Source organism: Paracoccus sp. J39 (assembly GCF_000518925.1).
In the GTDB taxonomy this organism is placed as follows: Bacteria; Pseudomonadota; Alphaproteobacteria; order Rhodobacterales; family Rhodobacteraceae; genus Paracoccus.
Window position 1 is genome coordinate 50,798 of record NZ_JAEN01000024.1, and the last position, 11,328, is coordinate 62,125.

At 70.2% G+C, this 11,328-nt stretch carries 8 protein-coding genes; all 8 read right to left on the minus strand.

What is annotated here, in order from left to right; genetic code table 11:
* Positions 1-89: 89 nt before the first annotated feature.
* Positions 90-857: an ABC transporter ATP-binding protein gene (locus tag L632_RS0118220; protein ID WP_028717318.1), complete on the minus strand. Its 768-nt coding sequence runs from the start codon at positions 855-857 to the stop codon at positions 90-92.
* Entirely contained in the window at positions 854-2,824 is a 1,971-nt protein-coding gene (fhuB, locus tag L632_RS0118225; protein WP_036698824.1) for a Fe(3+)-hydroxamate ABC transporter permease FhuB, read from the minus strand. Before fhuB ends, L632_RS0118220 begins: the two co-directional genes overlap by 4 nt.
* Entirely contained in the window at positions 2,821-3,702 is an 882-nt protein-coding gene (locus L632_RS0118230; RefSeq protein WP_028713921.1) for an ABC transporter substrate-binding protein, read from the minus strand. Before L632_RS0118230 ends, fhuB begins: the two co-directional genes overlap by 4 nt.
* The gene (locus L632_RS0118235) at positions 3,696-5,840 is read right to left on the minus strand and encodes a TonB-dependent siderophore receptor (protein ID WP_028713922.1); all 2,145 of its coding nucleotides are present in this window, start codon (positions 5,838-5,840) and stop codon (positions 3,696-3,698) included. The genes L632_RS0118230 and L632_RS0118235 overlap by 7 nt, the downstream gene beginning before the upstream one ends.
* Positions 5,841-5,926: 86 nt before the next feature.
* A complete protein-coding gene (locus L632_RS0118240; RefSeq protein ID WP_028713923.1) occupies positions 5,927-6,826 on the minus strand; it encodes an AraC family transcriptional regulator in 900 nt (299 codons plus the stop codon).
* Positions 6,827-7,306: 480 nt separating this feature from the next.
* On the minus strand, positions 7,307-8,266 hold the full coding sequence (gene pta, locus L632_RS0118245) for a phosphate acetyltransferase (RefSeq protein ID WP_028712790.1): 960 nt from the start codon (positions 8,264-8,266) through the stop codon (positions 7,307-7,309).
* Positions 8,267-8,270: 4 nt separating this feature from the next.
* Positions 8,271-9,287 (minus strand): YeiH family protein, encoded by a 1,017-nt coding sequence (locus L632_RS0118250; protein WP_028712789.1) that lies wholly within the window; start codon positions 9,285-9,287, stop codon positions 8,271-8,273.
* 256 nt (positions 9,288-9,543) lie between these two features.
* Positions 9,544-11,325 (minus strand): sulfoacetaldehyde acetyltransferase, encoded by a 1,782-nt coding sequence (gene xsc / locus L632_RS0118255; protein ID WP_028712788.1) that lies wholly within the window; start codon positions 11,323-11,325, stop codon positions 9,544-9,546.
* Positions 11,326-11,328: the final 3 nt, after the last annotated feature.

Genomic DNA, 11,328 nt, shown 5'->3' on the forward strand with positions numbered 1-11,328 from the left:
GCGTCGGGCGCCAGGCGGTTCGCTGGAGGTGGCATGCGCCGGAATCACAGCCCCGGGCGGTGCGGGGATCCGAAGGAAGGACCGGCGACCTAGCGCGGCAAGGCGAAGGCATGGCCGTCATGCGTTGCGACATGCATGGGCAGGCCATAGATCTCCAGCAGCGCCTCGGGCGTCATCAGCGCGCCGATGGGGCCGTCCAGCAGCAGCCTGCCGGAACCAAGCGCGACCACATGGTCGCAATAGCGCGCCGCCATGTTCAGGTCGTGCAGCACGACGATGGCCGACAACCCCTCGTCCCGACACATGCTATGCACCAGGTCCAGCACCTCGACCTGATGCGCGACGTCGAGCGCCGAGATCGGCTCGTCCAGCAGCAGCGTCCGCGCGCCCTGCGCCAGCATCATCGCGATCCAGCTGCGCTGGCGTTCGCCGCCCGACAGGGTATCGACCAGGCGGCCGCGCAGATGGCCGACATGGCAGCGGGCGATGGCGGCATCGACGGCGGCGTGATCCTGCGCGCGGAAGCGGCCAAGCGCGCCGCGCCAGGGAAAGCGGCCAAGCGCCACCAGTTCCTCGACCAGCATCCCTTCGGCCGGCGGCGTGACCTGCGGGAGATAGGCCAGGTCGCGGGCCAGGTCGCGCGGCGACCAGTCCGCCAGATCGCGGCCGGCATAGGCGATGCGTCCGGCCGAGGGCCGGTTCTGCCCCGAGATCAGCTTCAGCAGCGTCGATTTTCCCGAACCGTTGCGCCCGATCAGGGCCGTGACCATGCCGGGGCGGATCTGCAGGTCCAGCCCCTCGATCAGCCGGCGGCCCGGCACGTCATAGGTGACGCCCGACAGGGTGAAAAGCGTCATGCGGAGGTCCTTTTCATCAGCATGATGAACAGCCAGGGCGCGCCGATCAGCGTGGCGAACAGCCCCAGCGGCAGGTCATAGGGATAGCTGGCGGTGCGTGCCCCGAAGGCAGCGAGCAGCATCAGCACCGCGCCCAGCAGCCAGCTTCCGGCGCAGAAGGGCGCGGCGCGGGCAAGGCCCATGCTGCGCGCCAGATGCGGCGCCATCAGGCCGACGAAGCTGACCGGGCCGACCAGCATCGTCGCCGCCCCGGTGGCCAGCCCCGCCAGCAGGATCAGCCCCAGCCGCACCTGCGCCAGCGGCAGGCCGAGCGCGCGGCCGACCTCGCCGCCGAGCGGCAGGATCTCGAGCCAGCGGGCGGCAGCGACCAGCGCGGCCAGCAGCGCCAGCGCCAGCCCGGCCAAGGCGGCGGCGCCCGGGGGCGAGACCTGCGAGGCGCTGCCCGCCAGCCAGCCCAGGATCACCCAGGCCGAGCGGTCGTCCGAAGCCATGATCGCGCCCAGCACCGCCGAGGCCAGCGCGCCGATGGCCAGCCCCGCCAGCAGCAGCCGCGCGGGCGCCAGATCGGCGCGCATCGCATAGCCCGCCAGCCCCGCCAGCGCCAGGGCACCCCCCGCCGAAGTTCCCAGCGCCAGCATCATCGGACCGGCGCCGCCGAAGGCCATGACCGTGATCGCATAGCCCAGCGAGGCGCCCCCGGTCACGCCCAGCACCTCGGGCGCCGCCATGGGGTTTGCGGTCAGCCGTTGCAGGATCGCCCCCGCCCCGGCCAGCAACGCGCCCGCCGAGGCGGCCGCCAGGATCGCGGCGGCGCGCAGGGGCAGGAAGGTCTCGCGCAGTTCCGCGGGCATGAAGCCCCAGCCCTCCGGCCCGCGGCCGCCGAACAACGTCAGCACCGCCAGCATCAGGCAGGCGGCGGCCAGCCCCGCCAGCAGCCGCCCGGGACGGGCGGCGCGATGGCTGCGGCGGTCGCCCTCTTCGGCCCGCTGCGGCACCTGCGCCTTCATCCGGGGCAGCAGCCAGATCAGCAGCGGCCCGCCGATCAGCCCGGTCAGCGCGCCGGTGGGCAGGCTCGGGCCGCCCGCGGCCGACACGGCCAGCAGCAGGCCGTCGGCCAGCGACAGCACCAGCGCCCCCGCCACCGGCGCCAGCATCAGGCGCTGAAGCAGCGTCCGCGCGCCCAGGCTGCGGGCGATGGCCGGTGCGGCAAGCCCGACGAAGCCGACCAGCCCGATCTCGGCCGAGACCAGGGCCGAAAGGGCAACCGCCAGCAGCAGGGTCGCGAAGCGCAGGGGCGCCAGCCGCAGGCCAAGCCCATGCGCCCCCTCGGGGCCCAGAGACATGACCATCAGCGGCCGCGCCAGCCCCGCCGCCAGCAGCAGCGCCGGGACCAGCGCCAGCGCCATGTGCCGGCTGCCCGACCAGTCCACCTGCGCCATGGAGCCGCCGTTCCACATCACCAGCGACAGCAGGTAATGCCCCTGCGCCAGTGTCAGCGCGGTCGCCACGGCCGAGGCCAGCAGCCCGACCAGCATGCCGGCGATGGTCACGGTGACCGGCGCGAACCCTCGCCGCGCCCCCAGCGCCATGACCAGAACGGTGGCCGCCCCTGCCCCCGCCAGCGCGATGGGCAGGTTGCCCGCCACCAGCCAATCCGGCGCGAAGATCGTCGCCGCCACGATCGCCAGCTGCGCGCCCGAGGCCGTGCCCAGCGTCGTCGGATCGGCCAGCGGATTGCGCAGCACCGCCTGCATCAGCGCCCCGGCCAGTCCCAGCGCCGCGCCCGCCAGCAAGGCCAGGACCCCGCGCGGCATCAGCCCATAGGCCAGCAGGATCTGCTGGACCGTCATGTCGGAGGCCCGCCAAGGCAGGGCGGGCCAGTCGGCCGGCGGCAGGGCCGACAGCGCGGCAATGCTCCACAGCGCCAGCGCCGTGACGCCCCCCGCGGCCAGGATGGCTCGATTCACGCCCGGGCCTCCAGCGCGGCGACAAGCTCATGCGCGAAGCGCAGCGCCGAGGGGATGCCGGCGAAGGGCCGCAGTTCCGGCAGGCGGTGGACCCGCCCGGCCTTGACCGGCGGCAGGCTGTTCCACAGGGCCGCCGAACCCAGCCCGCGTTCGGCCTGGGGCGGGATCCGGCCCACGATGACCAGCCGGGCCTCGGGGTATTCGGCAAGCTTTTCCAGCGGCACCGGGGCGGCGAAGGCGAAGCTGGTGCGCGCCGCCCAGGCGTTGCGCAGCCCGATGGCCTCGAGCGCGCCGCTGAACAGGCTGTCGGTGCCGAAGACGCGGATATGGCGGGAATCGCCCAGCTGGAACATCAGGCAGGCACGGTCGGCAAAGGGCGCCGCGCGGCCCGCGAGCATGGCGAATTCGGCCTGCGCGGCGGCCTGTGCGCGCGGCCCGGCGGCGGGATCGCCCAGCCGCTCCGCCAGTTCCCCCAGCACGGCCATCACCTTGGGAAAGGCGGGCTCGCCGGCGACATAAAGCGCGCGGGTAAAGACCGGCGCGATGCGTTCCAGGCGCGGCTGGATCGCGCTGTAATAGCTGGAGGACAGGATCAGGTCGGGCGCGACGAGGCTGAGCGCCTCGAGATTGGGCGCCCCGCGCAGGCCGAGGTCGACGGTGCTCTGCGGCGGCTGCGCCGCGGCGGCGTCGCGAAAGCCGATCAGCTCGGCCAGCGCCGCGGGCGGGTGGCCAAGCGCCATCGCGGTCTCGGCCATCGCCCAGTCCACGGCCGCCAGCCGCAATCCGCCAGCCGCAAAAGCCGGCAGCGCCCCTCCGGCCAGCCCGCAGGCAGCGGCCAGAAAGGCGCGTCGGCTGAACCCGCAGGCGGCTGTCACCATCGACGGCTCAGGCTGGCCTGCACGGTGCGTCCGTCGCCGTAATAGCTGGAATTCAGCCCCACGGCCGAGATATAGGCCTCGTCCGTCAGGTTGTTGACGTTCAGCCGGCCGATCACGCCGTTCTCCCATTCGTAGCTGGCGCCCAGATCCACCAGCGTCACCGCCTCCAGCCGCTCGGTATTCGCATCCGAGGCCCAGCGAGAGCCGATATAGCGCAGGCCGCCGCCCAGTTGCAGCCCCTGCATCGGGCCGGACTGGAATTCATGCGACAGCCAGAGGCTTGCGGCGTGGCGCGGCGTGTTGGCCAGCTCGTTGCCGTCGTTCTCGCCCGAGATGTCGGTCGAGGCATAGGTATAGGCGCCCTTGACCGACCAGCCCTGCCCGAATTCCGCGACGCCTTCCAGTTCCAGCCCGCGGATGCGCGCCTCGCCGATCTGACGGACGCCGGTGATGGTGCCGCCTTCGACCTCTTCGGTGACGGACGTATTGCGGTCGGTCTCGCGCAGGTCATAGAGCGCGGCGGTGAACAGCCCCTCGAAGGCGGTGGGCTCGTATTTGGCCCCAAGCTCCCACTGCTTGCCGTGGGTGGGCTCCAGCGGGTTGTTGTCGATGTCGAAACCCGGCTGCGGCAGATACGAGGTCGAATAGGCGGCATAGACCGAAACCCCATTGTCCCACAGATAGCCCAAGCCCAGATGGCCGGTCAGCTGCCGGTCTTCGCGGGCGTAATCGGTGGTGCCGAAATTCGTCACGCTCTGACCCTCTTGCCGGGTCCATTCGTATCGCAGCCCCGCCGTGGCGCGCCAATTGCCGAATTCGATCTCGTCCAGCGCATAAAGGCCGACCTGCGTCGCATCGACCGACTTGTCCGCCGTATACCACGGGGCGGGCACGGTGATGCCGCCATAGGAGGGCGCGGCATAGTCGATGGGGGCGATGGTGGAAAAGCCGGTATAGGCGCGCTCGCGCAGCTTCTGCGCGTCGATGCCGAAAGTCAGCGCATGCGTCACCGCCCCGGTCTCGGCGCTGCCCGCCAGCCGCAGGTCGGTGGCGATGGCGCGGAAGTTTTCCCGCTGGGTGATGACGCCCCGCCCGACCGAGGTGCCGGTCAGCCCGCCGATATACACGCTGTCATAATCCCAGTCGAAATCGGTATAGCGCAGCGTGTTGTTCAGCCGCCAGCCATTGCCGAAATCATGCGTCAGGCCGAAGCTCAGCGTGCCCATCTTGCGGTCGCTGTCATTGACCGACTTGTCGCCGAAATAGAACTCGCGCAGATCCTTGGCATCGACCTGCCCGATCAGCCCGCTCGGCACCCCCGTGGGCGAGATCGGCGCATCGCCGTGATAGCTGGCCATGAATTCCAGCTCGGTCGCGTCGCTCAGCGCATAGCTGGCCGACAGGCCCAGATAGCCGCGCTTGCTGTCGATTTCCTCGACATCGGTCCGGCTGTTGCCGCCCTTGGCGGTGACGCGATAGGCGAAGCGGTCGTCCACGACCCGGTTCGCATCGCCATAGACCGAGGCCGAGCCCTTGCTGTCGGCGCTGAAGCCCAGCTCGGTGAAATCGCCGTCCGCCTGCGCCCGCTTCTGGATCATGTTGACCAGCCCCGCGGGCGTCCCCGCGCCGTAAAGCACCGAGGCCGGTCCGCGCAGCACCTCGACCCGCTCCAGCCCGTAAAGCTCGAAGGCGGGCGCGCTGGTCGGGAACTGGGTCGAGCGCATCAGCCGCAGCCCGTCCAGGAACTTGTCGTTCTCGAGGTTGAAGCCACGCAGGAACAGGCTGTCGAAGCGCGGATCGCCGCCATAGTTCTCGGTGACGATCCCGGCCGAATAGCTCAGCGCCTCGGACAGGTTGGTCGCGCCCTGCTCTTCGATCTGCGCGCGCGGCACGACCGAGACGGAGGATTGCGTCTCCAGCAGCGGCCGGCCGGTCTTGGTGGTGGCCGAGGACCGCGCCACCCTGCCCTCCAGCGGCGCGTTCGGATTCTGGAAGCCTTCGATCGTCACGGCGTCCAGAACGATCGCGCCGACGAAGGTGTCGCGGCGGGTTTCCTTTTCCTCCTCCTGCGCCAAGGCACAGGGCGCCGTCATGGCGATCACGCTGGCGCTCAGGAAAAGCGGGGCGACTCTGTTCATCCTGATCATCGATCCATCCTGGAAAATTTCCGAGTCTTTAACTGCGATTTTCCGACGCTGTCTTGATCCAGAGTGCTGGGATTTGTTCAGGACTCCTGAAAATTGCTCCTGCGCCAGACCGAAGGCGGCATGCCGTTCGCGGCCCGGAACACCCGCGACAGATGCGCCTGATCGGCAAATCCCGTGGCATAGGCGATATCGGCAAGCGAGCGGGCAGGATCGCGCATCATGTCCTGGGCCGCCTTCAACCTGACGCGGCTTTGCCACCGCTGCGGCGTTTCGTTCTGGGACTGCTTGAAGCAATGCGAGAAACGGCTTTCCGACAGCCCCGCGGCCCGCGCCATTTCGGCAAGCGGAACGTGCCGGCTCAGATTTTCGTGCAGATGGCGCTCGACCGCCGCAAACCGCCGCGCCGAGAGGCCGCCGCTTGCCGTGCAAGGCCCGTCGTTCTCAGCGCCGGCCTGGGTCGCGAAGATCTCGGCCAGCGTCGCGGAAAGCAGCGCATCGATGAGCATGTCGCCCCGGCTGGGCTTGCGGACCTCGTCCGAGGCCAGCCGGCCCAGATCCGCCAGCTTGTCGCTCGGGCCAAGCAGGCGGGGCCGCGTCAGGTCCGCCCTGACATCCGCTGCCGCAAGTCTTTGATGCAACGCGCTGCTTTCCATATGAAAATCCAGATGGGACTTTTCATGGTCCGCCTCGATCCGGCTCCATAACGGCATGCCCGGCGGCATATAGAACGCCTGGATGCCGCGATATTCGGCAAGATCCCCGCCGATGCGCATCATCACCGGCGGCGGCTGCTTGCCAAGCAGGATGACGATGCGCGGATCGGGCGCGATATAGAATCCGCCGCCGCCCTCCTCGCCCCTGACCGACCAGACATCGGCGATCGCCCCGGCAAAGCGGCGATAGCAAAGCGGCGCCAGCGTCCGCAGCCCATGGATGCGGGTTTCCATCCGAGGTAGGAACTCTCTGTTGGCCTGCATGTTTCCTGCCCGCCTCGCTATCGGAAGACCATCCGGACGCGGATATCCACGGTCGTCATCACCGGGCATTGTTTACTGAAATACTATGAATTGGCAAGCCGCTTCTCCGGGCGACCGAAGCCGCCATGTGGCGCCGCTTCGGCCCCGGGAACAGGGCATGGTCTGCGGCCCGCGCCGGACCCGCGACGCCACCACGGCCGATGTGGGGATGCCGGGTTCCGGCCGGGATACTGGCCGTCACCCGCCCGCCATGCGCGGAGGACGGGATCGCAGTCCGGCTCCGGCCTTGTCGGGCCGGCCTCGGCGCAGCAGGCAAGCGGCTGGGCGCCGCGCGGGGATCGCCTTTCCGGCCCGTATGCCCCGCGCCGGACGGATCGTCACGGCGTCCCCGGACGGATCAGGCGATCCGGCGGGACGTCCTCGCCGCATCCCGCATGATCGGAGCTTCGCGGGGGGTCGCAGTCCTTGCCATCTTCCGGCTCATATTTGAGTTTGCATGGCGGTTATTGCTGTTGCATTGACGATATCGTTGACGGAGCATCCTCTGGAGAGGTCGTTTGCGGGTTTGGCGAGGCCCTGGAGGATGGGTCCGATGGCGATGAGGCCGCCCAGGCGCTGGGCGATCTTGTAGCCGATATTGCCCGAGGCGAGGTCGGGAAAGACGAAGACGTTCGGCCGGCCGGTCAGGCGGCTTGCCGGGGCCTTCCTCGCCCGGATCGCCTCGTCCAGCGCCGCGTCGAACTGCAGCTCGCCGTCGACCTCCAGATCCGGGGCGGCGGCGCGGATCAGCGCCAAGGCCTCGCGCAGCCGCCCCAGGCTGGGATGATCGGCCGAGCCGGCGGTCGAAAAGGACAAGAGCGCCACCCGCGGCGCCTCGGCCAGGAGCCGCCGGCAGCTCTCGGCCGCCGACAGCGCGATGGCGGCGAGCTCGGCCGCGTCGGGCTGGATCACCAGCCCGCAATCGGCAAAGATCATGCCGCCCCGGACCGGCGCCCCGGGCCCGCAGGACAGCATCAGAAAGAAGCTCGACACGATCCCGGCCCCGGGGGCCCGGCCGATGATCTGCAGGGCCGCGCGCACCGTGTCGGCGGTGGTGGCGACCGCGCCGCCCACCGTGCCGTCGGCCTGGCCCAGCCGCACCCGCATCGCCGCCTGGCGGATCGGGTCGCGCATCTCGGAAAGCGCGCGTTCCGCGGTCATGCCCTTGGCGGCGCGCAGCCGGTGCCAGTGGTCGGCCAGCTCGGCCAGGTCGGGCGCGCCCGCCGGGTCGATGCGGCCCACGCCGGGGATCTCGGGCCCGCCCAGCAGGGTGACGCGGGCCAGCCCCTCGGCCACCAGCCGGCGGGCGGCCTCGGCGACGCGCGGGTCCCCGCCCTCGGGCAGGATGATGTGGCGGTCCAGGGCCTTCGCGGCCTCGTGGATGCGCTCGAGCGGTTTCATGGCACTACCCCCAGAAATGCAGGCCGGCGACGACGAAGACGCCCAGGAACACGGTCTCGGCCACGATCAGCGCGATGGCGCCGCCCCCGACCTCGAGCATCCTGCCGAGCGAGGTCTTGATGCCGACCGCGGCGATCGAGATCAGCAGCGCCCAGCGGGACAGCTGCCCGGCAAGCGCCGAGACCGGCTGCGGGATCAGCCCGGCGCTGTTCAGCGCCGCCAGCGCCAGGAAGCCCAGCACGAAGCCCGGCAAGAGCGGCGGCGCCTTGCCGCCCCTGGCATCGGCCAGCCCGCGCGCCCGGATCGCCAGCGAGAAGCACAGCACCACCGGCGCCAGCATCGAGACGCGGATCAGCTTGACCAGCGTCGCGGTCTCGCCGGCCTCGGGGCCGATGGAAAAGCCGGCGCCGACCACCTGGGCCACGTCGTGGATGGTGCCGCCCAAAAAGACGCCGCTGTCGCGCGCCGTGAAGCCGAAGGCGTTCGACAGCATCGGGTAGAGCACCATGGCCAGGGTCGAGAGCACGGTGACCGAGAGCACGGTGAAGACCAGGTCGCGCTCGGATTTCTCGTGCCGGGGCAGGACCGCGGCGATGGCCATGGCCGCCGAGGCGCCGCAGATCGCCACCGCGCCGCCGGTCAGCAGCGCGAAGCGCCAGCCGCGGCCGACGAGGCGGGTGGCGAGGAGCGCGAAGAGGATGGTCAGCACCACCCCCGCGACCACCAGCGCGATGGCGCGCGGCCCCAGCCCGCTCAGCATCTCGACCGAGATCCGCGCGCCCAGAAGCGCCACCCCGAGCCGCAGCACGGTGCGGGCGGTGAAGGCGATGCCGGGCGCGGTGCGGGTGCCCTCCTCGGCCAGGAAGTTCAGCGCCAGGCCCAGAAGCAGCGCCAGCAGCATGGCCGGGGCGCCGTAATGGTCCGACAGGAACTGCGCCGTGGCCGCGACCAGCGCCGAGACCGCGAAGCCCGGGAAGGCCTCGCCGAGCAGGCTGCGCGAAGGGATCAGGGTGGTCATCATCGTCGTCACCGGGATGCGGGGATGGGGCCGGGGCGGGGGCCGCGCCGGGTCGTCGTCGGAAGGGCGTCATGCGCCCCGGGAGAGGGCCTCATGGGCGGATGTGTCCGGCGGTCCTGCGGTCCTTCCCGGCCGCCGAGGGGGGCGCTGCCCCCTCGCGCTTGCCCGGCCCCTCGACGGGGCCCGGCAAGCGCCCCCCGGAGTATTTGGGAAACGGTGAAAGCCGGGGGGCGCCGGCGCCCTGCGCCGCCTTTCCGCGTCAGGCCGCGCCCTTTTGCGGGCGCATGTCGGCCGGGTCGATGCCGGCCACCACCACCGGCTTCTTCATCGCGTCGCGGCGGAAGGGCTCGCCCAGCTCCTGGTTCAAGAGCACCTCGATGAAGGTGGTCTCGCCGTCCCGCATCTGCCGCTCGACCGCCTCGTGCAGGGCCGCGGTCAGCTCCTCCTGCGACTTGACCTGCACGCCGGCGAGCCCGCAGGCCCGGGCGATGCCGGCATAGGAGGTGTCGCGGTCGAGCTCGGTGCCGACGAAGTTGTTGTCGTACCACAGCGTCGTGTTGCGCTTTTCCGCGCCCCATTGGTAGTTGCGGAAGATCACCATGGTGATCGCCGGCCAGTCCGCGCGCCCGCAGGCGGTCATCTCGTTCATCGAGATGCCGAAGGCGCCGTCGCCGGCAAAGCCGATCACCGGCACCTCGGGATTGCCGATCTTGGCGCCCAGGATCGCCGGGAAGCCGTAGCCGCAGGGACCGAAGAGGCCCGGCGCCAGGTATTTGCGCCCGGCCTCGAAGCTTGGATAGGCATTGCCGATGGCGCAGTTGTTGCCGATGTCCGAGCTGACGATCGCCTCCTTCGGCACCGCCTGCATGATCGCCCGCCAGGCCTGGCGCGGGCTCATCAGCCCGGCGTCGCGGACCCGCGCCTCGGCGTTCCATTCGGTGCCCGGATCATCCTCCTCGTGGTCGAGGCTCGAAAGCTCCTGCGCCCAGCGGGACTTGGTCTGCGCGATGAGATCCTTGCGTTCCTGCCGCCCGGCATCGCCCGCCGCGGGGGCAAGCTGCGCCAGGATGCCGCGCGCCACCTTGGCCGCATCGCCCTGGATGCCCACCGTGACCTTCTTGGTCAGCCCGATGCGGTCGGCATTGATGTCGACCTGGATGATCCTGGCCTGCTTCGGCCAGTAGTCGATGCCGTAGCCCGGCAGGGTCGAGAACGGGTTCAATCGCGTCCCCAGCGCCAGCACCACATCGGCCTTCTGGATGATCTCCATCCCGGCCTTCGAGCCGTTGTAGCCCAGCGGCCCCATGGCCAGCGGGTGGCTGCCCGGGAAGCTGTCATTGTGCTGGTAATTGCTGCAGACCGGCGCATCCAGCCGCTCGGCCAGCTTCACCAGGTCCGGGATCGCCCCCGACAGCACCACCCCGGCGCCCGACAGGATGACCGGGAATTTTGCCTCGCTGAGCAGCCTTGCCGCCTCGGCCACCGCCTGCTCGCCGCCCGCGGGCCGCTCGAAGGCCACCACCTGCGGCAGTTCCACGTCGATCACCTGGGTCCAGAAGTCGCGCGGGATGTTGATCTGCGCCGGGGCCGAGTTGCGCCAGGCTTGCATGATCACCCGGTTCAGCACCTCGGGGATGCGGCTCGCGTCGCGCACCTCCTCCTGGTAGCAGACGCAATCGGCAAAGAGCCGCATCTGCTCCATCTCCTGGAAGCCGCCCTGGCCGATGGTCCGGTTCGCCGCCTGAGGCGTCACCAGCAGAAGCGGCGTGTGGTTCCAGTAGGCGGTCTTCACCGGCGTCACGAAGCCCGTCACCCCCGGCCCGTTCTGCGCGATCGCCATCGACATCTTGCCGGTCGAGCGCGTGAACCCGTCCGCCATCAGACCCGCATTCGTCTCATGCGCGCAGTCCCAGAACCTGATCCCAGCCTTCGGAAACAGATCCGACACAGGCATCATCGCAGAGCCGATGATCCCGAAAGCATGCTCGATCCCGTGAAGCTGCAATACCTTAACAAAAGATTCCTCAGTCGTCATTCGCATGGC

Excerpts from the sequence above, each read along its gene's own strand:
- L632_RS0118240 (WP_028713923.1), bottom strand. The coding sequence starts at position 6,826 with ATGCAGGCCAACAGAGAGTTCCTACCTCGGATGGAAACCCGCATCCAT.
- xsc (WP_028712788.1), bottom strand. The coding sequence starts at position 11,325 with ATGCGAATGACGACTGAGGAATCTTTTGTTAAGGTATTGCAGCTTCAC.
- L632_RS0118230 (WP_028713921.1), bottom strand. The coding sequence starts at position 3,702 with ATGGTGACAGCCGCCTGCGGGTTCAGCCGACGCGCCTTTCTGGCCGCT.
- L632_RS0118220 (WP_028717318.1), bottom strand. The coding sequence starts at position 857 with ATGACGCTTTTCACCCTGTCGGGCGTCACCTATGACGTGCCGGGCCGC.
- L632_RS0118250 (WP_028712789.1), bottom strand. The coding sequence starts at position 9,287 with ATGATGACCACCCTGATCCCTTCGCGCAGCCTGCTCGGCGAGGCCTTC.
- L632_RS0118235 (WP_028713922.1), bottom strand. The coding sequence starts at position 5,840 with ATGAACAGAGTCGCCCCGCTTTTCCTGAGCGCCAGCGTGATCGCCATG.
- pta (WP_028712790.1), bottom strand. The coding sequence starts at position 8,266 with ATGAAACCGCTCGAGCGCATCCACGAGGCCGCGAAGGCCCTGGACCGC.